At 62.4% G+C, this 26,040-nt stretch carries 23 protein-coding genes; 7 read left to right on the top strand and 16 right to left on the bottom strand.

Going from position 1 to position 26,040, the window contains the following annotated elements; genetic code table 11:
- Nucleotides 1-3: 3 nt before the first annotated feature.
- From P0D80_RS05725 to oxlT, 3 genes are all read right to left on the bottom strand, one after another.
- On the bottom strand, nt 4-1,455 hold the full coding sequence (locus P0D80_RS05725; protein WP_408281917.1) for an aldehyde dehydrogenase family protein: 1,452 nt from the start codon (nt 1,453-1,455) through the stop codon (nt 4-6).
- Between the two features lie 65 nt (nt 1,456-1,520).
- Nucleotides 1,521-2,492, bottom strand: coding sequence for a LysR family transcriptional regulator (locus P0D80_RS05730; RefSeq protein WP_408281919.1), 972 nt, complete (start codon nt 2,490-2,492; stop codon nt 1,521-1,523).
- Between the two features lie 30 nt (nt 2,493-2,522).
- Complete coding sequence (gene oxlT, locus P0D80_RS05735; protein ID WP_408281922.1) at nt 2,523-3,866, bottom strand: oxalate/formate MFS antiporter; 1,344 nt, start codon at nt 3,864-3,866, stop codon at nt 2,523-2,525.
- A 410-nt stretch (nt 3,867-4,276) separates the two neighbouring features.
- Here oxlT and P0D80_RS05740 point away from each other — a divergent pair, with 410 nt between their 5' ends.
- Both P0D80_RS05740 and P0D80_RS05745 read left to right on the top strand, forming a co-directional pair.
- Nucleotides 4,277-5,224, top strand: a complete 948-nt coding sequence (locus tag P0D80_RS05740) for a LysR family transcriptional regulator (protein ID WP_132382092.1) — start codon at nt 4,277-4,279, stop codon at nt 5,222-5,224.
- A gap of 96 nt (nt 5,225-5,320) precedes the next feature.
- Entirely contained in the window at nt 5,321-5,626 is a 306-nt protein-coding gene (locus P0D80_RS05745; RefSeq protein WP_408176941.1) for a hypothetical protein, read from the top strand.
- 65 nt (nt 5,627-5,691) lie between these two features.
- Here P0D80_RS05745 and P0D80_RS05750 read toward each other — a convergent pair whose 3' ends face one another.
- From P0D80_RS05750 to P0D80_RS05775, 6 genes are all read right to left on the bottom strand, one after another.
- On the bottom strand, nt 5,692-6,603 hold the full coding sequence (locus P0D80_RS05750) for an NAD(P)(+) transhydrogenase (Re/Si-specific) subunit beta (RefSeq protein WP_408176940.1): 912 nt from the start codon (nt 6,601-6,603) through the stop codon (nt 5,692-5,694).
- A 64-nt stretch (nt 6,604-6,667) separates the two neighbouring features.
- Nucleotides 6,668-7,486 (bottom strand): fumarylacetoacetate hydrolase family protein, encoded by an 819-nt coding sequence (locus P0D80_RS05755; protein ID WP_408176939.1) that lies wholly within the window; start codon nt 7,484-7,486, stop codon nt 6,668-6,670.
- Nucleotides 7,487-7,515: 29 nt separating this feature from the next.
- Nucleotides 7,516-8,763, bottom strand: coding sequence for a formyl-CoA transferase (gene frc, locus P0D80_RS05760; protein WP_106282483.1), 1,248 nt, complete (start codon nt 8,761-8,763; stop codon nt 7,516-7,518).
- A 22-nt stretch (nt 8,764-8,785) separates the two neighbouring features.
- The gene (locus P0D80_RS05765; RefSeq protein ID WP_408176938.1) at nt 8,786-8,989 is read right to left on the bottom strand and encodes a hypothetical protein; all 204 of its coding nucleotides are present in this window, start codon (nt 8,987-8,989) and stop codon (nt 8,786-8,788) included.
- Between the two features lie 427 nt (nt 8,990-9,416).
- Nucleotides 9,417-10,136: a GntR family transcriptional regulator gene (locus P0D80_RS05770; protein WP_132382082.1), complete on the bottom strand. Its 720-nt coding sequence runs from the start codon at nt 10,134-10,136 to the stop codon at nt 9,417-9,419.
- Nucleotides 10,114-10,332: a hypothetical protein gene (locus P0D80_RS05775; RefSeq protein ID WP_132382080.1), complete on the bottom strand. Its 219-nt coding sequence runs from the start codon at nt 10,330-10,332 to the stop codon at nt 10,114-10,116. Before P0D80_RS05775 ends, P0D80_RS05770 begins: the two co-directional genes overlap by 23 nt.
- Nucleotides 10,333-10,694: 362 nt before the next feature.
- Between P0D80_RS05775 and shiA the strand changes: the two genes are divergently transcribed.
- From shiA to P0D80_RS05790, 3 genes are all read left to right on the top strand, one after another.
- Nucleotides 10,695-12,014 carry a shikimate transporter gene (shiA, locus tag P0D80_RS05780; protein ID WP_408281925.1) on the top strand — a complete coding sequence of 440 codons (1,320 nt, stop codon included), beginning with the start codon at nt 10,695-10,697 and terminating at the stop codon, nt 12,012-12,014.
- 355 nt (nt 12,015-12,369) lie between these two features.
- Complete coding sequence (locus P0D80_RS05785) at nt 12,370-13,773, top strand: L-lactate MFS transporter (protein WP_408281927.1); 1,404 nt, start codon at nt 12,370-12,372, stop codon at nt 13,771-13,773.
- 10 nt (nt 13,774-13,783) lie between these two features.
- Entirely contained in the window at nt 13,784-13,912 is a 129-nt protein-coding gene (locus P0D80_RS05790) for an MFS transporter small subunit (protein WP_408176934.1), read from the top strand.
- Between the two features lie 198 nt (nt 13,913-14,110).
- Here P0D80_RS05790 and P0D80_RS05795 read toward each other — a convergent pair whose 3' ends face one another.
- From P0D80_RS05795 to P0D80_RS05810, 4 genes are all read right to left on the bottom strand, one after another.
- Nucleotides 14,111-16,921 (bottom strand): YadA-like family protein, encoded by a 2,811-nt coding sequence (locus P0D80_RS05795; protein WP_408281929.1) that lies wholly within the window; start codon nt 16,919-16,921, stop codon nt 14,111-14,113.
- Between the two features lie 366 nt (nt 16,922-17,287).
- Nucleotides 17,288-18,508: a sensor histidine kinase gene (locus P0D80_RS05800; protein WP_408281932.1), complete on the bottom strand. Its 1,221-nt coding sequence runs from the start codon at nt 18,506-18,508 to the stop codon at nt 17,288-17,290.
- Nucleotides 18,509-18,813: 305 nt separating this feature from the next.
- A complete protein-coding gene (locus P0D80_RS05805) occupies nt 18,814-19,239 on the bottom strand; it encodes a DUF3830 family protein (protein ID WP_408281934.1) in 426 nt (141 codons plus the stop codon).
- 481 nt (nt 19,240-19,720) lie between these two features.
- A complete protein-coding gene (locus P0D80_RS05810; protein ID WP_408281936.1) occupies nt 19,721-20,632 on the bottom strand; it encodes a helix-turn-helix domain-containing protein in 912 nt (303 codons plus the stop codon).
- A 182-nt stretch (nt 20,633-20,814) separates the two neighbouring features.
- Between P0D80_RS05810 and P0D80_RS05815 the strand changes: the two genes are divergently transcribed.
- Nucleotides 20,815-21,816 carry a helix-turn-helix transcriptional regulator gene (locus P0D80_RS05815; protein ID WP_408281937.1) on the top strand — a complete coding sequence of 334 codons (1,002 nt, stop codon included), beginning with the start codon at nt 20,815-20,817 and terminating at the stop codon, nt 21,814-21,816.
- Between the two features lie 129 nt (nt 21,817-21,945).
- Here the strand turns inward: P0D80_RS05815 and P0D80_RS05820 are convergent, their stop codons facing one another.
- The 3 genes from P0D80_RS05820 to P0D80_RS05830 are packed head-to-tail and all read right to left on the bottom strand — an operon-like array spanning nt 21,946 to nt 25,103.
- Nucleotides 21,946-23,361, bottom strand: coding sequence for an amidase (locus P0D80_RS05820; RefSeq protein ID WP_408281940.1), 1,416 nt, complete (start codon nt 23,359-23,361; stop codon nt 21,946-21,948).
- A gap of 57 nt (nt 23,362-23,418) precedes the next feature.
- Nucleotides 23,419-24,180, bottom strand: a complete 762-nt coding sequence (locus tag P0D80_RS05825; protein WP_408281942.1) for an ABC transporter permease — start codon at nt 24,178-24,180, stop codon at nt 23,419-23,421.
- Nucleotides 24,177-25,103, bottom strand: a complete 927-nt coding sequence (locus P0D80_RS05830; protein WP_132383256.1) for an ABC transporter ATP-binding protein — start codon at nt 25,101-25,103, stop codon at nt 24,177-24,179. The genes P0D80_RS05825 and P0D80_RS05830 overlap by 4 nt, the downstream gene beginning before the upstream one ends.
- Nucleotides 25,104-25,493: 390 nt before the next feature.
- Here P0D80_RS05830 and P0D80_RS05835 point away from each other — a divergent pair, with 390 nt between their 5' ends.
- Complete coding sequence (locus P0D80_RS05835) at nt 25,494-25,925, top strand: hypothetical protein (RefSeq protein ID WP_408281944.1); 432 nt, start codon at nt 25,494-25,496, stop codon at nt 25,923-25,925.
- Nucleotides 25,926-26,040 lie beyond the last annotated feature (115 nt).

The raw sequence follows: 26,040 nt of genomic DNA on the forward strand, positions 1-26,040 counted from the left end.
ACGCTACTGATCGATAGCGAGCCACACCGCCTTGGGTTCAGTGAAGTTCTCAATCGCAACGTCGCCGTGTTCGCGGCCAAATCCCGAGTCGCCCGATCCTCCCCACGGCAGGCGCACATCGGTGTAGCCGTATGTGTTGATCCACACGGTCCCCGCCTTCAGATCGCGCGCAACCCGATGCACCCGGCCGATGTCCGCACTCCACACGCCCGCCGCGAGGCTATACAACGTGCCATTGGCAATCCTTATCGCGTCGGCTTCGTCGTTGAAACGAATCACGCTCGCCACCGGCCCGAAGATCTCCTCCTGCGAAATGCGCATTTCATGCTCGACGTTGGCAAACACAGTCGGCTCGACAAAGAAGCCGCGCTCGCCCACCCGCGCGCCGCCGGCTACGAGCGACGCCCCTTCGGCGCGGCCCGTTTCGACATAGCCCAGCACGGTCTTCATCTGCGCCGCGGAGATGAGCGGCCCCATCGACGTTTCGCGCGACGACGGATCGCCGACCTTGATCGACTTCGCACGCGCGGCGAGACGCTCGACCACTTCGTCGTACACGTCGCGATGGGCGAGAATGCGCGAACCCGCCGAACACACCTGGCCGGTATTGAAGAAGATCCCCGACGCCGCGGCGCGCACCGCGTTGTCGAGACTGGCATCCGGGAAAATCAGGTTGGCCGACTTGCCGCCGAGTTCCAGCGTAACGCGTTTGAAATTGCTGGCCGCGCCTTGCAGAATGCCGCGCCCCACGGAGGGCGAGCCCGTGAACGTCACCTTGTCGACGCCGGGATGCGCGACCAGCGCATCGCCGACCACACGTCCCTTGCCGGTGACGATATTCAGCACGCCCGGCGGCACACCCGCTTCGAGTGCGAGTTCGGCGATGCGCAGCGCGGTCAGCGGCGTGATCTCCGCGGGCTTGACTATCAGCGTGCAACCGCACGCGAGCGCCGGCGCGATCTTCCACATGCCGATCATCAGCGGGAAATTCCACGGCACGATCGCGGCGACTACGCCCACGGGTTCACGCAGCGTGTAGGTCAATGCATCGGGGCGCACCGGCACGACCTGACCGTTGATCTTGTCGCACCAGCCTGCGTAGTATTCGAGCGTATCGATCGCGGCCGGGATGTCCTGGCGCATCACCGCCGCGATCGGCTTGCCGGCGTCGAGGCTTTCGAGCGCGGCGAGTTCCTTGAGATTCGCGCGCATCAGGCCTGCGAGACGCATCAGAATGCGGGCCCGCTCAGCCGTCCGTATGCCGTTCCATACCTTCAATGCGGCGCGCGCCGCGCGCACGGCGGCATCCACGTCGGCGGCGCTGCCTTGCGCAACCAGCGCGATCGGCTCTTCGGTGGCGGGGTTGATATCGACGGAATACTCGCCGGTGCCGGGCGGCAAACGCTTGCCGTCAATCAGCAAATCATGGCGCCTGAGGTCGGTTTCAGTTTCCATCATGAAGCTCCTTGCTTGGATGTTGCGTGGGCTGAGTGCTTGCGAGCCGGTTCGGGTAAACGACGCTAGGGCTCGTGGAGGACGGCGCCGTCGCGCGCAACGGTCGGCTTCGCGTCTATCTGCGAAGCGGACGGTGACACGCCGGTGGCATGTGAAGTCGCGGAGAACTGTGCCCAGGCCGCCGCGGCGTTGGGTCGGAGGGAACGGTTGCGGCGATGCACGAGCAGTGTCGCCAGATTCATCGCGGGCGCGAGCGGCCGGCTGACCAATGATGCGCCTATTGCGGGCCAATGCGTGTCGATGGGCAATATGCCGATGCCGAGCCCCAGTTCGACCATGCGCAGCACCGCCGCGACATGTCCGAGTTCCTGCACCGGCCGTCGTTTAACGCCGTTCGTGTTGAAGGCGAGTTCGAGCGCGGCGCGCACACCCGTGTCGGCGTTCAGCGTGACGAGCGCCCATTCGTGCAACTCGCTCCATGCAACGCTCGCGTGGCGGGCAAGCGGATGGGCAGGTGGCATCACCGCATGGAGCGGCGTCGTGAAAACCAGTTGCGCGTGCAACAGGTCGCCGGCAAGCGGCTCGGCCATCGAAACCACGCCGAAGTCCACCTCGCCTTGTTCCACGCTGGTTAGCACACTGCTTTGCGGCTGATCCCTGACGGACACGGCGAGCTCAGGAAAAGCCGCCGCGCAGTGCGCGAGTCCCTGCGCCACCCAACTCGACGACAACACGGGATTGCTGGCCAATACCACTACGCCAGTGTGCCCGTCGTAAGCGGCCCGCTCTTCCCGCAGCGTCAGTTCGATTTCATCGAGCAGCCGGCCGATCCTTCGCTCGAGGCTCGCGCCCGCATGAGTCAGTTCGACCTGGCGCGTGGTACGGTCGAACAGCTTCAATTCGACGGCTTCTTCGAGTTCACGCACGCAACGGCTCACCGCCGATTGCGTCAGATCGAACTCACGCGCCGCGCGCGTAAAACTCCGCTCACGCGCAACGGCGACAAACACCTTGAGTTGCTGCAACGAAACATTCATAACGTCACTGCCGGGTGTGGGCCATTTATGCTATTCCCCTGTCTGCTCAGGCCAGCGGCTCAACCGCGACGCCTTGCCGTTGCCGGCAACGGCAAGCACACCCTGCGGCTCATCGTGCGATTCGATCCAACGCGAGCGCATCGGTGCGAGTATGAATTTCGCCGAGATGCCCGCGGCGATCGTCACGACGGCGGAAACGATGAAGACAAGATTCCAGCCGCCCGTCGCCGACAGTACCGAGGCGATCGGCACCAGCAGCGAAGCCGTGCCCTTGGCGGTGTACAACGTCCCTGCGTTGGCCGCGGCATATTTGCTGCCGAAGGTATCGGCACAGATCGCCGGGAAGATCGAGAAGATTTCGCCCCAGAACAGGAAGATCAACGCGGCGAACGTCATGAACGCATACGGGTTGGTGCCGTACTCCATCAAGCCGAGCAGCGCCAGGCCCTCGCCGATGAAGATCACGAACATCGTGTTTTCACGGCCGAGCTTGTCGGAGATAAAGCCGCACAGCGGACGCGTAAAACCGTTACAGACGTTGTCGATGGACAGCGTGGCGGTCAGGAGCGGCAAGGTCATGCCGAAGATCGTCATCGGGATGCGTGCGAGGCCCCAGTCTTTGGCGATCGGACCGATCTGCGCGGTCGCCATCAAGCCGCCCGCGGCCACCGCGACGAACGACACGTAGATCACCCAGAACACTGGCGTCTTGATCATCTGACCGGGCGTGAAGTCGACCTTCGAGACGGCGAACTTCCTCTTCGGTGCGGCTTGCTGGCGCACGGTCGGCTTCTTCAACAACAGCGCGAGCGCCAGAATGCATCCACCTTGCAGAATGCCGAAGAAGAAGAACGTGTGCTCATAGCCCGAACGCGTGATCATATTGGCGATCGGAATCACCGTCACCGCTGCGCCCGCGCCGAAGCCCGCAGCCGTGAGACCCGCGGCAAGTCCGCGGCGGTCGGGAAACCATTTCAACGCATTGCCCACGCACGTGCCGTACACGCCACCCGCACCAATCCCGGCGATGACCGCGGAGACGTACAGCATCGGCAAGGTCGTGATATACGAATTCATCACCCAGGCAATGCCCGCGCAAATGGCGCCGCCCGCGACCACGGGTCGGGGTCCGAACCTGTCGACGAGCCAGCCTTCGAGCGGCACGAGCCACGTTTCAGTGAGAATGAAAATAGCGAACGCAAGTTGAATGGATGCTTCGCCCCAGTGATGCCGCGCGTTCATCGGCGTGACGAACAGCGTCCAGGCGTATTGAAGATTGGCCACCAGGGCCATACACACCATGCCGATGACGAGTTGCCACCAACGGTTCGCCCAAAACGCGCGGGTCGTAGTCTGCTGACTGATATCGTCCATGTGCCTTGTCTCCACTATTTATTTGGTGCAGCCGGCCAACGTCCCGAAGGAAATCCCCTCGGGAGACGCCGTGCTGTATGCGTCCCACCTTATGGTTTTGACCCGAAAAGCCGTGCTCTTCGGGAATATTTGATATTTGCGTCTTTAATTCGCTGCTTTAAAAATAGATCGGCTTAAATCATCGCTTTCTGGGAAGCGCTTTATTCCGATCAATTAATGCTTTTTTACACTGCGAGACGCCGGCCGCCTCGTCCAACAGGCCTCAAATCCAAGCGTTAACCCCGAGTTTTTCGCCCACTCCGCTGGCGGCAATTCCGCTTTCTTATACAGAGCCATGCTAGGGTCATTGCTGAATTACTAATAATTAAAGTTTGTTATTATGTTGATTCACATTTGCTTATACATCGGTCATGACGATGCGGAATGCGACTCTGCGGCAACTGAAGGTTTTCGAAACGGTGGCGCGCCACCTGAGCTTCTCGCGCGCCGCCGAGGAATTGCACCTCACACAGCCTGCCGTCTCCACCCAGGTCCGGCAACTCGAAGAACACGCCGGGCTGCCGTTGTTCGAACAACTCGGTAAAAAAATCTATCTGACGCCGGCCGGCACCGAAATGCTTCACTACAGCCGCGCGATCATCCAGCAGTTCCACGAAGTCGACGAAGCGATGAGTCAGCTCAAAGGCGTCTCCGGCGGCAAGCTGAATGTCGCGGTGATCAGCGCCGGCGACTACTTCTTTCCGCGGCTGCTCGCTGAATTCACGCGCCGCTACTCGGGCGTCGTGCTCAACCTCGCCGTGCACAATCGCGAGGAACTGCTGCATCAGCTCGCCACCAACCAGACCGACCTCGCGGTGATGGTGCGCCCGCCGCACGAGACCGACGCGACCAACGAGCCGTTCGCGCCGCACCCGTATGTGATCGTGGCGGCGCCCACGCATCCGCTTGCAAACAAGCGCAACATCAAGTTCAGCCAGTTGGCGAGCGAAGCGTTTATCGTGCGGGAGCGCGGCTCGGACACGTGGAATTCGATGGAAGAAGGCTTCGCCGGGCGTCTTGCCAACCTCAAGATCGCTATGGAGATCAAGAGCACCGAGACGATCAAGCAGGCCGTGATCGCGGGCATGGGCATCGCCTTCCTGTCCGCGCATACCATCAGCCTCGAATTGCAGCTCGGCCATCTGGTCGTGCTCGACGTCGAGAGCTTTCCAGTCATGCTCAACTGGTACGTGGTGCATCGCAAGAACAAGCGGCTGCCGCCGGTTGCGGTTGCCTTCAAACGCTTCCTGATGGAAGAAGGCGCGAATCTGATCGAGAAGATCACGCGCGTCAAGGAATTGAGCGTGTATAAGCAGTAGGCTATGGAGACCCAATGAAACTTTAACTATTGCAAATTCGTCAGGACTTCTATGCTGCAAGCGAGTTCCATCACTCGTCAGCCCAGGAGGCCGATCATGAATCACGCTTCGGTTGAGTCCCAGCCCAGCGCGCACACCGCTCGTGTTGCCGCGATCCATCCCGACGACGCCCACCTGAGCGCGTACAACGCCGCCTTCAGCGACCTCGGCCTGCGCTTCCGCTGGGATCGCGCCACGCTCGACGTGCTCCAGGAATTCAACAGCGAGGCGGCTCGAATTACTGCCTACATCGAGCGGTTTCACGCCCATCTGCACCGTGCCTACGACGCCGACTTTCTCGCTCAAATGATTCTGCACAAGAAGGCTCGGTACTTCAGCGAGTTCGCCGCGACGGGCGACTGAGGACGTCGGCGCGATCACGATCCCGCGACGCGTTGTCGTGCCTACCATTCGACGCCTGTGTGCATTCATGGCGTGCGCCGTGTCGTAGCGCGAGCCGGCCGGTGGCCGGCGCACACACGTTGCCGCCGTTCCGCATTCACGCCATGGCTTCCATTTCGACGATGCGGGTAAGCTGCCGTGCGCACCTTACCTTGCGCTACGTCGCGCAGCGTCCAGGCCTGGTCCTCTCCACCGTGCCATTCGATTCGTGCCAACAGGCCGCGCTTGCCCATCGTCAAGCTATGGCAACGCGCGGCAAAGGCAAGCTCGCTTGAATCGTGGCCATGCTCGTGGCCGCTGGAATACTCGCGGCTGAGCATCCGATGCACACCCATCGCACAAGCCAGCGCGCTCATCGCGAGTAGCGAGGCGAGCCCGAATGGCTGCGCATGTTCCGTGACGAATCCGTAGCCGAGCCACCCGCACAGCAACAGCGCAAGCAGGTTGACGATGCCGTGCCCCGGCCGCACCGCCGCGCCGAGCTGCAACGCACCGCGCAGTTTGCAGAACGCAATAGCCGAGGTGGCAAAGATCAGCGCGCCGATGAACACGGCGACATAGAGTTCGACGCGCTCGACATTCGCCTGCGCCGCCGACGACAGATAACGCGCGAAGCCGCCCGACATGACAGCGAGCCCCATGCTGCTGCCCAACAGCGCAACGAGGCGCGGGCGCCGTGTCAGATTGCGCCGGCGCACCAGCCACGCGCCGAGCACCGCGCCCGCCACCGCTGCTCCGACCACGCCGTTGCTCGCGCCCATGCCGGCCGCGAAAAGGCCCGCGAGCGCGACGGCCAATGCACCGGCGTGCCAGTCAGGCCGGCGCCTCGGTCGCCGTTCGAGCGGCAGTTGCCCGACCGCGGCAAGCGCAACGGCCAGCACGGAAGCCAACACCACAGCCAGCGAACACCACACGGTACTGTCATACGCTAGCGGCATGCGCGCTTCTCCGTGTCGGAATACATGGGCGCGATGCCAACGCATCGCGCAATCGGTCAACCGTTCAGACAGCGCCTGCCACCATCGGCGCCGCGCCCTCCGCGGCGACCGCGCGCGCGGCGCCCAAGGTATTGCTCAGCGTTCCGATCCCGTCGACCGTGATCGACACCGTCGCGCCATCCTTGATTGAGCCGACGCCGACCGACGTCCCGCACGCGATCACGTCGCCCGGCTCGAGCGCGAGATCCTGCGAGATCAGACTCACCTGCTCGGCGGGCGAGAAAACCATGTCGTCGAGCGGATAGTTCTGCCGCTCGACGCCATCGAGCATCGTGACAAGATGCGCTTGCTGCCAGTCGAAACCGGAGACGATCGCCGGTCCGATACAGCAGAACGTATCGAAGCCCTTCGCCCGGCACCATTGCGGAAAGTGCGGATTTTCGTTCAGCAGATCGGCGGCAGTCACGTCGTTGACGAGCGTGTAGCCGAAAATCGCTTCGGCCGCCTCCTCGACACTTGCATCGCGGCAGCGCCGTCCAATCACAATGCCGAGTTCGCCTTCATAGGCGATCTTGCCCGCATAGCTGAGCGGCCGCCTGATCGGCTCACCCGAGCCGATCACCGAACCCGCCGGCTTCAACAGGAAAAGCGGGTGCGCCGGCACGGGCTTGTCGAGCTTCGCCGCCAGCGCGTGAAAGTTGTTCCATAACGCGACGACCTTGCCGGGCGCGCACGGCGCGAGCGGCGTCAGTGCGCGAGTCGACAGCACGGCGCCAGTCGGCACCGGGTGCTCCAGACCTTCGTATTCGTGCAGATAGCCACCTTCCACACGGCCGAACACGACGCCGCCGTCGCTCGACATGAACCGCATCCATGTATCCATTCGTCGCTCCGTATTTGCCTGGATCAGGCCTAGATCGCGCCGGCAGTGCGCAATGCACTGACCTGCTCAGGCGAATAGCCGAGTTCGGCCATGACTTCGTCGGTATGTTCACCGAGCAACGGTGAGCGCGTGACCTCGGTCGGACTGTCGGACAGTTTGATAGGATTACCAACCGTCAGATACTTGCCGCGAGTCGGGTGATCCACTTCGACAATCGTGCCGGTTTTGCGCAACGACGGTTCCTCGGCGATTTCCTTCATCGACAGAATCGGTCCGCACGGAATGTCGTACTTGTTGAGAATCTGCATGGCCTCGAACTTGGTCTTCGTCATGGTCCAGCGCTCGATCTCGGCGAAGATATCCTTCAGGTGCGGCAGACGCGCGGCGGGCGTCGCGTAGTTGGGATCCGTGGCCCACTCCTCCTTGCCGATTACGTTGCAGATCTTGGCCCACACCGGCGCCTGCGTGATGAAGTAGATATACGCGTTGGGGTCCGTCTCCCAGCCCTTACATTTCAGGATCCAGCCCGGCTGACCGCCGCCCGACGCATTGCCCGCGCGCGGCACCGCCTCACCGAACTCTCCGTTCGGATATTGCGGATACTCTTTCATCACGCCGGTGCGTTCGAGCCGCTGCTGATCGCGCAGCTTCACGCGGCACAGATTGAGCACGCCGTCCTGCATCGCGGCGAGTACGCGCTGACCGCGTCCGCTGTGCGTGCGCTGATAAAGCGCCGTGACGATGCCGAGCGCCAGATGCAAGCCGGTCCCGCTGTCGCCGATCTGCGCGCCCGTTACGACAGGCGGGCCGTCGTCGAAGCCGGTGGTCGAAGCCGCACCGCCCGCGCATTGCGCGACGTTCTCGTAGACCTTGCAGTCCTCGTACGGCCCAGGACCGAAGCCCTTCACCGACGCGACGATCATGCGCGGATTCAACTCCTGAATCCGCTCCCACGTGAAGCCCATGCGGTCCAGCGCGCCCGGCGCGAAGTTCTCCACCAGCACGTCGCATTTCTGGATCAGCGCTTCGAGCACCTGCTTGCCTTCAGGATTCTTCGTATCGATCGTGACGGAACGCTTGTTGTGGTTGAGCATCGTGAAGTAGAGGCTGTCCACGTCGGGAATATCGCGCAACTGCTCACGCGTGATGTCGCCCGCGCCCGCCCGCTCCACCTTGATCACATCCGCGCCGAACCATGCAAGCAGCTGCGTGCAGGTGGGCCCGGATTGCACATGCGTGAAGTCGAGAATGCGCACACCGTCGAGTGCTTTGCTCATGTCCTGTCTCCTGAAGGGTGGCTCATTGGTATGTGGTCTGGTTGCGGGTCCCCAGCGCGTACGGGCTCGGGTCAGCGCAGATGCTCACGACCGCCGGGCGGCCGGTGCGATGGGTCGCTTTGAGGGCAGCGCGCGGCAAGGCGCTGGCGGTGCGCACCTCCTGCTCGAGCGTGAGCACGCGCATCGTGTCCGTGGCTGGGTGCAGGGATGACACAACTGCAGACATAGTCGGCTCCTGGGTCAATCGGTTACGCAAAAGGGTTATCGGTGAACTCGCCCGCTTCGAACAGTCTCGACCTTGCACTCCACTCAGCTGGACCATACCGTATGTGATATATCAGATTCAATCAATCGGGATTTCCAGATGCTCGTGGCTCGTGTTCTGCTGCTTTTGCTTGTCTGCTAAGGGTTACGAGGAAAAGTGCCGATGCCGTCGCCTCGATTCGAGGGAAAACACCGAGGCCGGTTGTTGTCTCGCGTCGTTTGATATATCACATACCATATTTCTAAGACCGTCAAGCGAGGTTTATCCCGCATCGCTCGTGCGGCCCACGCCACGTTGGTTTGGCGGCAAACAAAAAAGCCCGCGGTGTCTCCACCGCGGGCCCTTCTTGTTCAACTTGCCAATCAGACTCCCCTTGGGCCGCCAGTCATCAGTCCAGAAAATCGCAATTCGCCTCGACGAAGGCGGCCAGATCCAGCGAATGCTGACGCGTGAGACGCTCGGCCAGTTCGGTATCCCGCTGCTCCAGCGCCTCGATAATGCGCAGATGATCGACGATCGAGCGCGACGCGCGGTCGCTCTGCGAAATGGTCATGCGGCGAATCGCGCGCACGTGGATAAAGATGTTCTTGATCGTGTCGAGAATGATCTGCGACTTGGACAACTCGACGATTGCCTGGTGAAACGCGATATTGGCGTCCGAATACTCGGCGATGTGCTCAGCCGGCGTGGCGTCGCGGAAGTTGTCGAACATGTGGCGCAGACGGGCGATTTCCTCGTCCGTGGCGTGCAGCGTGGCAAGACGCGCCGCCATGCTTTCGAGCGCGGCCCACATCTGGATCATCTCGACGATTTCGCGCTTGCTCTTGCGCACGATATAGATGCCGCGCCGCGGCACCATGCGCAAAAAACCTTCCTGTTCGAGCAGCGTCATGGCCTCGCGCACCGGCGTGCGGCTGACGCCGAGCGACTCGCTCAGCACCCGCTCGTCGAGACGGATTTCTTCGCGGTTCTGATAGATGTCCGCGTCGGCAATGGCCTGGCGGAGCATCGCATACGCCTGATCGCGCAAGCTCGCGCTCGCGCCGATCGGCTGCAATGACAACGTCAACGGTGTGGCCACTGTTTCAGTTTGAAGTTCTGACGACATTCATCGCCTCTTGTTTAACATGCGCACGATACGGTGTTGCCACTGCCACGCGTTGCTCGCCCAGACCGACAAAGCGGCCATGTTGCGCTGCAAGCTGGGCGACCGGCCGCGGAATCCAGCGGGTCAACAGCACAGTGGCGGCAGAGCCCAAACCAACAACAGCAGCGGCGAACAGCGAAAGAGGAACAAATTCCATTTGTAACTCCGAATGATTGAGTGAAGGAATGACTCAATCATATGCTGCATTGCCGCAAAAATCAATATTCCGTATGTAGTATATCAATAACTGTTGTTTCAGGATTACATCCTCACGGTAGCACGGGCTGCTTCCCGGTGGTTCATCGCCATGCACGAACGCATGGCGCTCGGTGTAAACGCGCAAAACGCGCGCTATGCGCGCAGTCGCGTCCGATGATCGCGCAATTTCTATCGGATGCGGATTGTGGGATCGACTCCGCATCATTAACCTTCGCACATCCTGCAATCGATCGGGAGCGGCCACAGCCCTGCGTCTGCCGCCCGTCCCCAGCAGCCCGAGAATTTCAAGGAGACATTGTCATGAGTACCACCATCCCGACGGCCGCAACGGTCGACAACCGCAAGGCGCGCAGCCAGGCCCGCCAGGCGGCGCTCGGCAGCTTCGTCGGCGCCGTGGTCGACTGGTACGACTTCCTGCTGTACGGCATCGTCGCCGCGCTCGTTTTCAACTCCGAGTTTTTCCCAAAAGTCAGCCCGGCGATGGGCACGCTGGCCGCGTTCGCCACCTTCGGCGTCGGCTTTCTGTTCCGTCCGCTCGGCGGCTTCGTGTTCGGACACTACGGCGACCGGCTCGGACGCAAGCGCATGCTGGTGCTCACGGTGATGATGATGGGTCTGTCGACCGCCGCGATCGGCCTGCTGCCGTCGTTCGCCACCATCGGCTGGTGGGCGCCGGTGCTGCTCGTGACCCTGCGCGCGATCCAGGGCTTCGCGGTGGGCGGCGAATGGGGCGGCGCGGCATTGATGGCGGTCGAAAGCGCGCCGGAGAAGAAGAAAGCGTTCTATAGCAGCGGCGTGCAAGTCGGCTACGGCGTGGGCCTCGTGCTCTCGACCGGACTGGTCGCGCTGATCAGCCGTTCGATGGACAACGCGTCGTTCCTGAGTTGGGGCTGGCGCCTGCCCTTCCTGTTCAGCGTGGTGCTGGTGCTGATCGCGCTGTGGATCCGCTCGAGCATGGAAGAGTCGAAGGAGTTCGTCGAAAAAGTCGGCAAGCACGGTGAGCGCAGCGTGCGCCTGCCGATCGTCGAAGCCTTGCTGCGCCACCCGAAGGCGTTCCTGCTGATCATCGCACTGCGTCTGGCCGAGTTGTTCACGATGTATATCGTGACCGCATTCGCACTGAACTACTCGACGGCCAATCTGCATATGCCGCGCGAGTTCTTCCTCACCATCGGTCTGCTGGTGGGCGCGCTGAGCTGTGTGACGATTCCGTGCTTCGCGTTGCTGGCGGACCGTTTCGGCCGCCGCCGCGTGTATATCGTCGGCGCGCTGGTCGGCATGCTGAGCGCGGTGCCGTTCTTCCTCGCGCTCGAAGCACGCTCGACGGTGTGGATCGTAGTGTTCGCCGTCATGCTCGCCAACATCGCGCACGACACGGTAGTGAGCGTGCAGCAACCCATGTTCACTGAACTCTTCGGCACCGAGTACCGCTACAGCGGCGCGGGCGTGGGTTATCAGGTGGCGAGCGTGGTCGGCGGCGGCTTCACGCCGTTCATCGCGGTGGCGCTGGTCAGCTTTGCCGGCGGCTCGTGGCATCCGGTGGCGGCATATCTGGCCGTCGGCTGCCTGATCTCGGTGCTCGTGGCGGCCAAGATGAAGACCGGGCGCACCGTCGACTGAGTTTCCCTTGATCACTGATAAGCGGGCCGGCGTGGCGAAAGATGCCATTGCCGGCCCGCTTTGCTTTGAGCGTGCGGTAGCTTATTTCGGACAGCCTCATTGCCAAGCCACGATTCGACAAATTACGGTCGTGTTTCACCAGGCAAACACCTTATGTATTTGCATCTCATATTGCCAAGGGCTTGATCGCGCCCTATCGTTCGACGAAGCTGATTTTGGCGCGAATTCGTGCACACCATATGCACCTTAATTACATATATCGACGGCACCAAAAGCCACAATTTTTACGCCGCGAGACCTAAAGCATTGGTGTGAAGCGCCGATAACAACTAATTCGTCACCCCGGAGACCGACCATGAGCAGTATCACCGAGCCTAGCGGGAATTCAGGCTCCGCCCCCTTCTTTTCCAAACAGGCCACCGTTGCGAAGCCAGGCTTTTCGCGCTGGATGGTTCCGCCTGCGGCCCTTGCCGTCCACCTCTGTATCGGCCAGGCGTATGCCTTCTCGGTGTTCAACGGCCCGCTGACCAGGGTCATCGGCATTACGCAATCCAGCGCGGATGACTGGTCGCTGACGTCGCTCGGCTGGATCTTTTCGCTGGCGATCGTGTTCCTCGGTTTGTCGGCGGCCTTCGCCGGCAAGTGGCTCGAACGCGTCGGCCCGCGCCGCACGATGTTTACCGCCGCATGCTGCTTCGGCGGCGGCTTCCTGGTTTCCGCGCTCGGCGTGTATCTGCATCAGATCGTGCTGCTCTATCTCGGCTACGGTGTGATCGGCGGAATCGGGCTGGGCCTCGGCTACGTGTCGCCGGTGTCCACGCTGATCCGCTGGTTCCCGGACCGCCGCGGCATGGCGACCGGCATGGCGATCATGGGCTTCGGCGGCGGCGCGATGATCGCCGCGCCGTTGTCGGTGGCGTTGATGAACCACTTTCGCAGCGCAACCAGCATCGGCGTGGCTGAGACGTTCGTCGTGCTCGGCATCGCCTACTTCATCTCGATGACGATCGGCGCACTCGCGATCCGCGTGCCGCCGGCGGACTGGAAGCCGGCCGGCTGGACGCCGAGCGCCACCAGCCAGAGCAAGATGATCTCGCGCAACCATGTGCATATCGATCAGGCGTTGAAGACGCCGCAGTTCTATCTGATCTGGCTCGTGCTGTTCCTGAACGTGACGGCCGGCATCGGCATTCTCGGCCAGGCCTCGGTGATGATTCAGGAGAGCTTCAAGGACACGGTGTCGGCAGCCGCGGCAGCCGGTTTCGTTGGCCTGCTGTCGCTCTTCAACATGGGCGGCCGTTTCGTGTGGGCGTCGGCGTCGGACTGGATCGGCCGCAAGAACACCTACTTCATCTTCTTCGCGCTCGGCGCGGTGCTGTATTACCTCGTGCCGGGCTTCGCTGCGTCCGGCCACATCGCTCTCTTCGTGCTCGCCTACTGCGTGATCCTGACGATGTACGGCGGCGGCTTTTCCACCGTGCCGGCGTATCTCGCCGACATGTTCGGCACGGCGTTCGTCGGCGGCATTCACGGCCGTCTGCTGACGGCGTGGGCCGCGGCGGGCGTCGCCGGTCCGGTGCTGGTGAACTACATTCGCGCCTATGAAGTCGCGCAAGGCGTCGCCAAGGCGGACGCCTACACGATGACCGTTCACATCATGGCCGTGCTGCTTGTAGTCGGCTTCGTCTGCAACCTGCTGGTCAAGCGCGTGGACGACAAGCACCACATGACCGACGCACAACTCGCCAAAGGCGCTTAAGGAGACTCGCATGTCGACCGTTCAAGCAGGGAATCAGACCAGCAAGGCCAAACTCGCCGTCTTCTGGCTGTATGTGACGCTGCCGCTGGCATGGGGCGTCGTCAATACGCTCTCGCAGGCGATGAAGCTCTTCAAGTAAATGTCGTACGGCAACCCCGCGCGTTCAGCGCGCGGGGTGCTTGCAGCGAGAATGACTCGCTGACTGTCTACCGACGCATGTCAAACGCGCCGATCTCCCGTCTCCCTGTTTCCATTGAGACGCCGCGCCGGCCGTGAGCGCGGTCGTGGCGGAATTGATGCCCGCGCCGCTCGGGTGCGGCGAATGACCTCCCTTGCGTTACCACTGGTAGGCCGCACCGGCACCCACTGTCGTCGTGGCTGAGCTAATGCCGGCACCCAGCTTCACTTTCAGGTTCTGCGTGACACGCGCCGACACGCCGACCGCTACGGCCTGATAACCCTTATACCCGGCCGTTCCGACACCGATCGCGAGATTTTTGGTCGCGTCCACTTCCGGCACCATGGTCAATGCAATAGCGGACGCCGTCCCGGTGTAGGCGGCGCGTGCAATGTTGCTCAGGCCGCCCTGGAACTGCTGCATATTCACTGCATCGGTGGGCGTCTGGCCAGCCGCGACGTTGGTGATGCGGCGCTCGCTGCCGGACGAGCCGACAGACACCGTGTTCGTCACATCGGCTACCGACCCCTCGCCGATCGCCACCGAGTTCGGCGCGGACGCTTTGGCGCCGCCGCCAATCGCCACCGAACCGTTGCCGATCGCCTGAGCCGCGTTACCCGAACTGCTGACGGCGACATAGGGACTGCCGGTGGTCTGACTGTTCTGCACCACGTTGATCTGCTGACTAAGACTGCTGACAGTCTGATTGGTGTTCCAGAGTTGAGCACCGGTCACTGCATCGGTGCTGGTGGCCGATAGCGTGCCGTCCTGCAGATTGGTCAGTTGTACTTTCGGCGCATTGGCCGCCGTGCCGCCTAGCGTGATCCTGTCATGCGCCGAACTGTCGTACTGCACCGCATTCGCGACCGCCCCGCCAAGGTTGCCAACGGTGGTCTGCAGACCGGCAATGTCGCTGCTGTTCTGCGTGACGCGGCCGTCCAGGTTGGTGATCGCGTTGCCGACGTTGTTCACGACCGTGCCGCCCACGCGATACGACGGCGCCGTCACCGAACCGTCCGCGTTGACGGTCGACCCGCCGCCGAGCGCCACCGCCGTGCCCGCCGACTGCGCATACAGTTGCGAACCGTTGACCGCGTCGCTGCTGGCCGGAGCGACCGCGCCGGCTGCCACGCCTGTGACGACGCGGTTGCCCGCCGTGCCGGCCAGGTTGATCAGATTGCCGTCCGTGATTGCACCGACATTGATGACACGCGACACCGGATCCTGCGTGATCATGCCGATCCCGCCGGTCGCCATGTTCTGCTGCAAGGTGGTGAGGCCGTTGTCGAGCGAGCCGAGCGCGTCGCCGACGGTGGTTTGCGTGCCGCCCTGCATGTGATAGCTCGGGCCGGTCACAGAACCATCGGCGTTGATCTGGGCGCCGCTGCCCAACGCGGCCACCATCGGTTTGAACTGGCCGAGATTGACCGCGGATGCATCGGTGGTGCCCGCCGCAATCCCGGTCAGCTCGCGTGCGCCGCCGGTACCGGTGAAATCGACGCGGGCGCCATCCGTGCCTTTCGCCACGGTGAGAATACGCGACGTCTGATCCTGCTGAACGAGCCCGATCTCGCCATTGGTGATCTGGTTGGTGATGTTGTTCACGTCGCCTTCGATCGTCGTGGTGCGCTGATCGAGGTTGCTGATGTTCGTCGTGTTGTCGGTGACGCGCTGGTCGAGATTACTGATGTTCGTCGTGTTATCCGTGACGCGCTGGTCGAGATTGCTGATGTTCGTCGTGTTATCCGTAACGCGCTGATCGAGGTTCGTGATGCTGCCCGTGTTCTGCGCGACGGCCTGATTCGTGGTGAACAGCTGCGCGCCGTTGACGGCGTCCGAACTGTTGGCAGCGAGATTCGCGGCGCGCACGTTGGTGAGCCGAACCGGCGCGGCGGTGCCGCCCAACGTGACGGCGCTGTGTGAGCTCGAATCGTACTGGACAGAATCCGCGCTGGCCTGAGTACTGGTCGTGACGGCGGCCGCGAGCGCGGAGCCGACGTCGTTGTATATCTTCCCGCTGACTTTGTAGACAGGCTTTGCGATCGTTCCGTCAGCGGCAACGTCCGTGCCGCCTCCCAGTACGGCCGCCATGCCCTTCAACTGTGTGACGTTAGCGGCATCGTTACCCTGGATACCGGCTGCAACATTGGTGATCTGCCGTTGCAGCGCGGCATTGCCGACTGAGACGGTATTCGATCGGTCCGCGACGGAATCCGCACCGAGCGCTACGGAACCCGCTGCGGTAGCCTTCGAGCCGGAACCGAACGCGATCGCTTTCGCTGCGGCCGCCGTGATCCAGGCACCGCTGCCGGCTGCGATCGAGTCTACGGCGTCCGTCTGGACGTTTGTCCCGATAGCCACCGCGTTGACATTCTGAACGGCTGCCATGTAGCCGATTGCAACACCATTCTCGGCGAAATAGTTGGACGTCGCGCCGGCGCCCACCACCGTCGCATAAGGCGCCAACGCTGCTGCGCCCGCGCCGACCGCGGTCGTGTTGCTACGCGCAGCGCCGGAACTCGTACCGACTGCGAGCGCATTGTCGTCGATGGCCATCGCACCGACGCCAATCGCCATTGCGTTTTCTCCCCCCGACGCGGACGTCGTCAAAGCCGGCGTAGTGAACGAACTCACAGCAATGTATTGGGTGACCGGTACTGCGTCCGTCAACGCGGCGGCTCCCAGAGTCAGCGTTTTCGAACGGGCCACGCCGGATTCGGGCGGCTGGGAGACGGTCGTCAGCGTGTCGGCATCCCATTGGACAGGCGCATTCATGATCGGGTTGGGCGACTCCTCCGCCGCTCTCGCAGGCGAAGCCACCACCAGGACGCCAAACAGACTGGTTCCGGCGGCCATCAGCGCCCCGCGTACCGAAGCCCCTTTCGCACCGCGACTTTTCGCCACCTCGGACGCCGACGCGTATGTGCGGGTCGCGTTGTTCCATACGGTCCTATAAGACTTGTTCAACATTCCTCCCAATCTTTTTCTTAAAGCAGCGTACGCCAAGATTTTTCTTATGTCATCCTAACTATTAAAGAGAAATCAGTAAAAACTTGAGATGGCATTGCGCTTTCACTTGGCCGACAAAAGCGAAGCGCACAGTTTGCCGTCATGCCCCGATTACGCGGAATACGGCAAATTCTTAAAAGCTATTTTTTAGCTCGAATTAGCTCAAAGGCGTAGTCCATTTAAGACGCGAAATGCCAAACGTCTCAATGTGCACGGACTGTGTATTAGGCGGAATTAAGTGGAAGTTTTTGTTATTCTTAAATAAAGCATTGTTCAATTAAGAATTACCGCCCAAACCCTTAAACGGACAAACGCCGAATAACCCTATCACCCATCCACCGCCTGCAAGCGCATCGGAAAACTGATCTCGAAGATCGTCCCTTCGCCTTCCTGCGAGTCGAAACGAATTTCGCCCTCCAGCACCCGGCACAGTTCCTTGACGATCGCGAGGCCCAGGCCGGCGCCTGGAACGTCGTCATCGGCGGCGCGCTCGAACTCCTTGAACACGCGTTCCCGGTCCGACGCGCCGATGCCCACCCCGGTATCCGACACGCGCAGGCGCCAGCGATCGTCTTCCGCGGCCGTCATGCTCAATTCGACCTGACCGGCCTTCGTGTATTTGGCCGCGTTGGTCAACAGGTTGAGCGCGACCTGCTTGAGTTTGAGTCGATTGGAGACGACCATATCCAACGCCCCGTCGAAGGCAGTCAGAAGGCGCAGCCCTTTCGCTTCGATCGCGCTTTCGCACGAAATCACCAGTTCGTCGAACAGCTCGCGCAGCGCGAAGGTTTCCAGCACGAGGGGACTGTCGTCGCCGAGCACGACCGAGTATTCGACCAGTTCGTCGACCAGCGTTTTCATATCGGCCGCCTGACGGTTCGCGAGCGCGAGCGCGGTCTCGACCTTGGACGGCGCGCGGCTGATCAGTTGCAGCGCCATCGAAAACACGTTGAGAAAGTTGCGCAAATCGTGCACGACGCTACGCGTGATCTGCATGCGCGACTCGTACAGATCGCCGACCAGCCGTTGCTTGAGCGTCAGTTCGTGATTCGCGCGTTCGAGGCGTCCGGTGTAGTCGTCGATCTTCCGGTCGCGCTCGTTGACGACCTCGCGGATCGAGGTCAGCGTGACAAAGCTGACGGCTTCGTCGATGAAATGCCGCGCCCGCTCCTCATGACGCCGCGTGAAATACGGCCGGGCCTCGCTGAATTCGACGATCGCGCCGGTCAGCATCTGCCGGAACAGATCGAGCTCACGCACCAGTTCGTCGATCCGGTAGCCCTGCTTCCAGCGCAATTTGCCGTGCAGGCGCGCGTCGCGTTCGATCGCGCTCTCGACATGGTCGAGATCCTGGTTCTCCAGCACGCTGCAGATTTCGTCGAGGATGTTCGGGATGTGATCGGCCAGTTGCTCGTAGGTCAGCCGGTCGGATTCGGTCAATTCGGCGTCGTGAAAGACGGCCTTCATCCAGCGTTCGGTCAGATCGACCTGTTGCAGGCGCAACTGTGTGGCGAAAGCGGTAAGCGGCAGTACGTGCGAGTCCGTCATGTGCGAGACCTGGCGCCGCATGGCGGCGAAAATAGGTGTTCCGCGCCGGCTCCAAAGAACTGCTTTCGGAGCGTACCTAACGCGTCCGCATGGACTGCAAACCGCGCTCAGGAGGCAGAAGGTGAGCGCTTCACAAGCCGCCCGGGCGCCTCCAGTATGCGCGATTTATGGAATAAAAATTAACCAGGGTTAGGACGCGTCCGCAGTAGTGCGCCGCAAAGAAAGTCTCCGTGAGGGTCTCACAAAGAAAGTCCCCTCAAGAGCCGCCCGAACGTCTTCCCCTTGCACGACCCGGCGCCACTGCTTCAGATCTTTTCGAACAACACGTCCTGCGCGCCTTCCCACAACACCTTGGTGCCGAATTCGCGCAGCTTCTCCTTGCCTTCGACAATGGTCAGGAAGTGATTGCCCGCGAGTTGTCCCAGTTTGCTCGCGAAGCAGCACGAACCGTACGCGAGAATGATCTCGGTTTCGCTGTAGCCGCCGGGGTAGAACAGAATGTCGCCGACCGACGGATGGCTCGTGTGATTTTCGAAGCCGACCGCCGCGCCGTCGTTCTCGAGCTTGAAGTCGCCAAGCGGCACCCAGCAGCCTTCGCCGCTCCAGCGCACATGAATGATCTTCTGCCGGTACGGCAGGAGCTTCAGGAAGGCGGCCACGGTTTGCGGCGCGTCCGGATGGGTTTCGGCGGTAAAGACATGGCCACAGGAGGTGATTCGGAGTCGGGTCATCGCCAGGTTTCCAGTGTGAGGGTGAATGGAGTGGTCGGTCGGAGGTTTGACGCAAGGCGGAGCCAAGCCGTAGGCACATCATTCTGTCGTCCGATGCAAGGCTTCGACAGATACAGTTGCCGTTCGACTGGTCAGGCCAGTTGGACCAGTACTGTTTTCTTGTGCGAATACCGCCCGGCAAGCCACAACGGCACACGCATGCCAGGTCCAACCGCCCGAGCGCCACGAAAGTTCGTAGTTTGCAAGCCGCGCAATGCGCAGCACACTGCGCAAAGTGCGTGATTCCCCCAAGGCGGCTCATCGGACTGTACCTTCCGGCGACCCAACCCTGTCTGCCGTCAGAGACAGGGGCCGCAGCATTGCCCGGCGACGAAAGCGGCGAGGCTCCGAGTGTACTCATCGGACTGCCTCGAACCGTCCGCCGCCGTCCCGCGATTGCCGGGCTGACCAGCCGGCCACTTCCAGCCGCGCAATCCGTACTTCAGCCGCGCAGCCGGTAAGCGAGCGGCGTCACGCCGTAGTCACGCTTGAACTGCACGGAGAAATGACTGGCATTCTCGAAACCAACCGCGATCGCAATCTGCAGCACGGTCTGATCGGTGGCACGCAATAGCCGCGCCGCTTCCTCGAGCCGCAATCGCGATACGTACTGATGCGGCGTCTCGCCGGTCTCGCGGCGAAACACACGCGCAAAATGAAAGCTGCTTAACCCCGCCTGTGCGGCCAGTTCGCTGATCGCCAGATCCTCGGCGAGATTGGCGCGAATGTAATCGGTTACACGGCGGATCCGGCGCGGCACGAGGCGTTCCGGGCGCGCCAGCAATCCGGCCAGCGCGGGGCGGCCGCGCGAATAGTGCTGCAACAGGTGCGCGGCGAGCGCGTGAACCAGCGCATCGACATACAGGCGCGAGTCGGCCGGATCGGCGGCGGCGCGATGCAATGCAGCAAGCATCGCGGCGATCAACGGATCACGAAACCGCATCGCGTCGCCGAGCGACAGCTCGCGGGAGCCGCCGAGCTCCATCTGATCGGCGACGCTGTCGATCAGGCTGCGCTCGATGTGCAAATGGACGGTCGACAGCGGCTCATCGCTGATCGAACGCCAGCGCCACGAGATCGGCGCGGGCGGCACGAACCAGACGTCGCCCATCCGCAGATCGGCGCTTTCCCAGCGCCCGTTCAGGTTGCGCTCGAGGTGCTCGGCGCCGCTCGCGAGGGTCATCAGCGTGAGGTCCTGCAAGCCGGGCGCTTTCAGCAGTTCCTGCTCGGCCGGTTCGAGATAGGAACGCAGCACCAGGTGCCGCCACGGGCGATCCACGCTCGACACCAGTTTCTGGCCCGCCATGTAGCGGTCGTAGGCGAGCGTCGTTGTGAGTTTTGGAATTCGTGCCATCACGTCCATTCCCAGGGAGGTGCCATATGAAGAGTGAACCCTGCCATACCCGCGTTGCCAATCCGCTGTCGGAGCAAGAACTCAAAAATGATAGCAAGGAACCGGCTACCGCAATTTTTGGAAATAGCTAATCATTCAGGTTGTCGTCTTTCACGCGTTTCGAACGCCGGAGCTACCGTTTCATGGAACACGAATGCGATACGCTGCCGCATTGGCTGACCGGCTCGCCGCAAGGTGAAGCCGGGCACGCGTCGGCAGCATACAACTCGGCGGTTACCGCCCAACCGGCTTACCCGGCCGGCCCGCGGCAACTCGAGAAATCAGCCCACGCGGCTGAAGCATCCAGGGCATCCAGCCGCACCGCAACAGGCGTGGCGCCCACAGGTTTTCTCACACTCTTCACCGAGGAGGAGATCGGCACACCCTCGCCCGCGGCGCGCCGCGCCGCACCGGTCATCAGTCCGCTGGTGCGTTTTGGCAGCGCGCAGGACCGCATCGAATTCGTGCGGCAGCGCATCAAGCAACTCGGCTTCGACTCATTCAGCTATTCGGCCACGCGCACGTCGGCGCATCACAAGACGATGTTCGTGCTGACCAGCTACGAGTCGCAAAGCTGGCTCACGCGCTATTTCCGCGAGCGTTATTTCGAGCTCGACCCGCGCGTGGCACTCGCCTCGCCGACCGGCATGCCGTTCCTCTGGAATACGGCCGACATGCGCGCCGACCTGCCGCGTGCGCAAATGCGCAGCGAACGGCTCGGCGGGCTGATCGACTTGCTGGAGGCGACCGGGCGCAAAAGCGGCATTCTCACGCAGATGCCGCTGCCCGAGCCGGAGCTGAGCGCGAGCCTGTGCTTCAATTCGGAGATCGGTAATCCGCGCTGGATGACCGAATCGATCGTGGCCGAGACGCTGATGTTCGCGCACACGATCCACGAGTTCATCTGGACACACGCGAAGAGCGTGATCGGCATCGCGCCCGCGCAGCAGCAGCGCGTCACGCTGAGCGAGTTGCAGCATGCGGTGCTGAAGGCGGTCGTGCAGGGTCAGCGGGACAAGGAGATTGCCTACTTCCTCGGGCTGTCGCCGCATAACGTCGACTACCACTTGCGCCGTCTGCGGCAGTTGTTCAACGTGCGCAACCGCGTGCAGTTGATCAACGTCGCGCAGGCGTATGTGACGTAGAGGCTGGCGTCGCGGCCGGCATGCCCGTTGGGGTGCCGGCCACGGCGCGATCTTCACGCACGCCTCACCCGGCCCTCAACCCTTTTCCTCACGCGGCTCACACGCCGCGAATCGTACGCAGGTTGACGTTCAAAAGACTGGCGGCTTGCCCGTGGCCCACGTGCCGATGATCTCTTCGATTGCGCTCGCCGCCGAGAGCAACGCCGCCTCGCCACGCGGCTTACCGACGATCTGGATACCGACAGGCAGCCCGCTCGCACTCATCCCGCACGGAATCGCCATGACCGGCATGCCGGTGAGCGTCAGTGCATAAGTGATCGCGAGCCAGTCGATGTAGGTCTCGAAGTGCAGGCCGACCGCGTCACGGACATCGCGTGCTTCGACCGGAAACGGCAGCACGATCGACGCCGGACAGATCAGCACGTCATGGCGCTGCAGCAGCGCATTCAGCTTGTAGAAGAGTTCCGCGCGCGTGCGCTGTGCCGAACGCATCGCACGGTTGTCCAGTTGCAGACCGAACTCGATGTTCCAGATCACGTTGGGATTCAGCACGTCGCGGTGCTGGGCCAGCACGTCTTCGTAGTTCGTCGCGTAGGCAATGCCGCGCAGCGTGTGAAACGCCTGTGTCGCCGCGCTCAGGTCGAGATCGCTCTCCTCCACGCCGACGCCCGCCGCCGCGAGCCGATCCATCGTCTTGCGGCAAATCGCCAGAATTTCCGGCTCGACAGTGGCGATGCCGAGTCCTTCGCTGAATGCCACACGCGCCGGGCGTTGCGGCCGGCGCGCATGCTCCAGGAACGAGGTCGCCGGCTCACGCAGCGACAACGGCGCGCCGTCGACTTCGCCGCACATCGCGTCGAGCAGCAGCGCCGCGTCGGTCACGTTGCGCGCCATCGGCCCGTGAATGCCGAGCGTGTCGTAGGGATTGGCGACCGGGCCGTACGAGACGCGGCCCGGCGTCGGACGCACGCCGACCACGCCGCAGAATGCAGACGGCGTGCGCAGCGACCCCGCCAGATCGGAGCCCTGCGCGACCCACGCGGTGCCTGACGCCAGCGCGGCCGCCGCGCCGCCGGACGAGCCGCCCGCCGAACGCGACAGGTCCCACGGATTGCGCGTCACGCCGAACACGCTGTTATACGTATGGCCGCCGGAGCCGAACTCCGGCGTGTTGGATTTTGCGTAGACCACGCCGCCGTGCGCTTCGAGCAAGGTCACGCCGGCATCCGACGTTTCCGGCACACGGTCGCGGTAGACCAGCGAACCGCGTGTGGTGCGCACGCCCGCCACGTCGGTCAGATCCTTGATCGGCACCGGCAGGCCGCATAGCAAGCCGCGCTCGGCCACGGGCTTCTTCAGCAGCGCATCGGCATGCGCGTGCGCACGCTCGAAACAGAGCGTGGGCAGCGCGTTGACCTGCGGTTCGACGCGCGCGACCTGCGCGGCGAGCGTGTCGAGCAGGTCGCGCGGACTCACCGCTTCCTCACGCAACAGATCGACGACTTCGCACGCGCTTCGCTCAATCAGACTCAGATCGACGGACATAATGGCTATCGGCTCCGTGTTGGGGGTGTCCGTGAGTTTCGCATGACGCGCGGCCTATCAAGTCTTGAGCCGATAACCGGTCTTGAAAATCCACGCAACGATCAACAAGAACACGGCCAGAAAAAGCGCGGTCATGCCGAGGCTCACCTCGACATTCACATCGGCGAGACCATAGAAGCTCCAGCGAAATCCGCTGACCAGATAGACGATCGGGTTGAACAGCGTCACGACCCTCCAGAACGGCGGCAGCATATTGACCGCATAGAAACTGCCGCCGAGAAAAGTCAGCGGCGTGATGATCAGGAGCGGCACGAGCTGCAGCTTCTCGAAGCTATCCGCCCAGATGCCGATAATAAAACCGAGCAGACTGAACGTGACCGCCGTGAGCACGAGAAACAGGATCATCCACAACGGATGCTGCACTTGCAGCGGCACGAACAAGCCCGCGGTCGCAAGAATGATCAGCCCGAGCAGAATCGATTTGGTGGCCGCCGCGCCCACGTAACTCACGACGATTTCCAGATACGACACCGGCGCCGACAACAACTCGTAGATCGTGCCCGTAAAGCGCGGAAAGTAAATCCCGAACGACGCATTCGAAATGCTTTGCGACAACAGCGACAGCATGATCAATCCCGGCACGATGAACGCGCCGTAACTGATGCCGTCCACTTCCTTGATGCGCGAACCGATCGCCGCGCCGAACACGACGAAGTAAAGCGAAGTCGAAATCACCGGCGCGATGATGCTCTGCATCAGCGTGCGCCAGGTGCGCGCCATCTCGAACTTGTAGATCGCGCGAATTGCGTAGATATTCATTGGTCACCTCGGAGCAGACTGACGAAGATGTCTTCGAGCGAACTTTGCGTGGTGTGCAGGTCCTTGAAGCGGATGCCGGCGTCGTCGAGCGCCTTGAGCAGCGCGATGATGTCGGTGCGGCCGCCCTCGCCTTCGTAGGTGTAGATCAGCTCGGTGCCGCCCTTCGCGACGTCGAGCCCATAGCCGGTCAGCGAGACCGGCACTTGCGCGAGCGGGCTCTCCAGTTGCAGCGTCAACTGCTTCTTGCCGAGCTTGCGCATCAGCTCCGTTTTCTCTTCCACCAGCATGATCTCACCGCCGCTGATCACGCCGATGCGGTCGGCCATTTCCTCGGCCTCATCGATATAGTGCGTGGTGAGGATGATCGTCACGCCGCTCTCGGCGAGCGAGCGCACCAGCTTCCACATGTCGCGGCGCAACTCCACGTCCACGCCGGCGGTCGGTTCGTCGAGGAACAGCACGCGCGGTTCGTGCGAGAGCGCCTTGGCGATCAGCACACGCCGCTTCATGCCGCCCGAGAGCGTGATGATCTTGCTATCGCGCTTTTCCCACAGCGACAGGTCGCGCAACACCTTTTCGACGTAGGCCGGGTTTTTCGGCTTGCCGAACAGTCCGCGGCTGAACGAGACGGTCGCCCAGACGGTTTCGAACGAGTCAGTGGTCAACTCCTGCGGCACGAGGCCGATCAGCGAGCGCGCGCCGCGATAGTCGGTCGCGATGTCGCGGCCGTCCACCGTCACGCTGCCAACGCTTGCGTTGACTATGCCGCAGATGATGCTGATGAGGGTCGTTTTGCCCGCGCCGTTCGGGCCGAGCAAGGCGAAGATTTCCCCGCGGTTGATGGCCAGATTGATGTTTTTGAGTGCATGAAAACCAGTGGCATAGGTTTTCGACAGGTTCGTGACTGAGACGATTGGCTGCATGGAATCGACGATGGCAGACACCGTTGTTTGATTAGAGGGAGCGATGCTAAAGCGCCACCGCACCCGCAATGTAATGGAAAGTACGAAAGCGTGCAGCGCATCCCGGCAGCGCACCGAAACCACCTGGGGTCGAGGTGGACGAAAGGCGGGCCGCAACGGCATGGCAAGACGCGCACGCTGAATCGGTTTCGCTGCACTGCAAAATAGTTCGGTTTCCATATCGGTTTGATCACGCGACGCCGGGAACGCCCCATGCTCGATCACCGGCATGCTGCCGCGGCCCCATGTTCGAGCGGAACACGATCGAGCGAGGCACACCGCTTGCGGCAGTCCATGCATGTGAGCGACAGGCGCTTGCGTGACATCAAACCGACTCTATGGAGGTGAACCATGAAACGCATTACCAAGACAATTTTCGCTTCGGCGCTCGTGATAGCACTGTCGGGCGGCGCTTATGCGCAGGCTGGCGGTGGCGCCGGTGGCGGCGGAGGTGCGGGCGGCGGAGGTGCGGGCGGCGGAGGTGCGGGCGGTGGCGGTACCGGCGTGGGCGCGGGCGGCGGCACCACCGGTGGCGCGGGCGGGACCGCAACGCCCGGCGTCGGCGCTGGATCGATGAAGAGCCCGAGCGATTCGGGCTACGGTTCGCCGGGCGTGACCGGCACCGGCGGCGGCATCGGGACCGGCACCGGCGCGACGCCGAATAGCCCATCGATGAACCGATCGAACAGCGGCACGGGTAACGGCATGAACAACGGAACGCGCGGCGGCACCGGTAATGGCATGAATAACGGAACCGGCGGCACGATGCAAAACGGCCAGTAAAACACGGCTGCTAATGTATTGAGTCACTCGGTTCGAACCTTGGCGGGGGCGGCCGGGGCAGGCGCCCCCGCCCGACAGGTTTGGGGTCGGGAGTGAGGGGGTGTAAAAGGCCCAG

Source organism: Paraburkholderia sp. RL17-373-BIF-A (assembly GCF_046030175.1).
In the GTDB taxonomy this organism is placed as follows: Bacteria; Pseudomonadota; Gammaproteobacteria; order Burkholderiales; family Burkholderiaceae; genus Paraburkholderia.

What these genes read in the sequence shown, in the direction of transcription:
- P0D80_RS05725 (WP_408281917.1), bottom strand. Translation starts at nt 1,455, where the DNA reads ATGGAAACTGAAACCGACCTCAGGCGCCATGATTTGCTGATTGACGGC.
- P0D80_RS05730 (WP_408281919.1), bottom strand. Translation starts at nt 2,492, where the DNA reads ATGAATGTTTCGTTGCAGCAACTCAAGGTGTTTGTCGCCGTTGCGCGT.
- oxlT (WP_408281922.1), bottom strand. Translation starts at nt 3,866, where the DNA reads ATGGACGATATCAGTCAGCAGACTACGACCCGCGCGTTTTGGGCGAAC.
- P0D80_RS05740 (WP_132382092.1), top strand. Translation starts at nt 4,277, where the DNA reads ATGACGATGCGGAATGCGACTCTGCGGCAACTGAAGGTTTTCGAAACG.
- P0D80_RS05745 (WP_408176941.1), top strand. Translation starts at nt 5,321, where the DNA reads ATGAATCACGCTTCGGTTGAGTCCCAGCCCAGCGCGCACACCGCTCGT.
- P0D80_RS05750 (WP_408176940.1), bottom strand. Translation starts at nt 6,603, where the DNA reads ATGCCGCTAGCGTATGACAGTACCGTGTGGTGTTCGCTGGCTGTGGTG.
- P0D80_RS05755 (WP_408176939.1), bottom strand. Translation starts at nt 7,486, where the DNA reads ATGGATACATGGATGCGGTTCATGTCGAGCGACGGCGGCGTCGTGTTC.
- frc (WP_106282483.1), bottom strand. Translation starts at nt 8,763, where the DNA reads ATGAGCAAAGCACTCGACGGTGTGCGCATTCTCGACTTCACGCATGTG.
- P0D80_RS05765 (WP_408176938.1), bottom strand. Translation starts at nt 8,989, where the DNA reads ATGTCTGCAGTTGTGTCATCCCTGCACCCAGCCACGGACACGATGCGC.
- P0D80_RS05770 (WP_132382082.1), bottom strand. Translation starts at nt 10,136, where the DNA reads ATGTCGTCAGAACTTCAAACTGAAACAGTGGCCACACCGTTGACGTTG.
- P0D80_RS05775 (WP_132382080.1), bottom strand. Translation starts at nt 10,332, where the DNA reads ATGGAATTTGTTCCTCTTTCGCTGTTCGCCGCTGCTGTTGTTGGTTTG.
- shiA (WP_408281925.1), top strand. Translation starts at nt 10,695, where the DNA reads ATGAGTACCACCATCCCGACGGCCGCAACGGTCGACAACCGCAAGGCG.
- P0D80_RS05785 (WP_408281927.1), top strand. Translation starts at nt 12,370, where the DNA reads ATGAGCAGTATCACCGAGCCTAGCGGGAATTCAGGCTCCGCCCCCTTC.
- P0D80_RS05790 (WP_408176934.1), top strand. Translation starts at nt 13,784, where the DNA reads ATGTCGACCGTTCAAGCAGGGAATCAGACCAGCAAGGCCAAACTCGCC.
- P0D80_RS05795 (WP_408281929.1), bottom strand. Translation starts at nt 16,921, where the DNA reads ATGTTGAACAAGTCTTATAGGACCGTATGGAACAACGCGACCCGCACA.
- P0D80_RS05800 (WP_408281932.1), bottom strand. Translation starts at nt 18,508, where the DNA reads ATGACGGACTCGCACGTACTGCCGCTTACCGCTTTCGCCACACAGTTG.
- P0D80_RS05805 (WP_408281934.1), bottom strand. Translation starts at nt 19,239, where the DNA reads ATGACCCGACTCCGAATCACCTCCTGTGGCCATGTCTTTACCGCCGAA.
- P0D80_RS05810 (WP_408281936.1), bottom strand. Translation starts at nt 20,632, where the DNA reads ATGGCACGAATTCCAAAACTCACAACGACGCTCGCCTACGACCGCTAC.
- P0D80_RS05815 (WP_408281937.1), top strand. Translation starts at nt 20,815, where the DNA reads ATGGAACACGAATGCGATACGCTGCCGCATTGGCTGACCGGCTCGCCG.
- P0D80_RS05820 (WP_408281940.1), bottom strand. Translation starts at nt 23,361, where the DNA reads ATGTCCGTCGATCTGAGTCTGATTGAGCGAAGCGCGTGCGAAGTCGTC.
- P0D80_RS05825 (WP_408281942.1), bottom strand. Translation starts at nt 24,180, where the DNA reads ATGAATATCTACGCAATTCGCGCGATCTACAAGTTCGAGATGGCGCGC.
- P0D80_RS05830 (WP_132383256.1), bottom strand. Translation starts at nt 25,103, where the DNA reads ATGCAGCCAATCGTCTCAGTCACGAACCTGTCGAAAACCTATGCCACT.
- P0D80_RS05835 (WP_408281944.1), top strand. Translation starts at nt 25,494, where the DNA reads ATGAAACGCATTACCAAGACAATTTTCGCTTCGGCGCTCGTGATAGCA.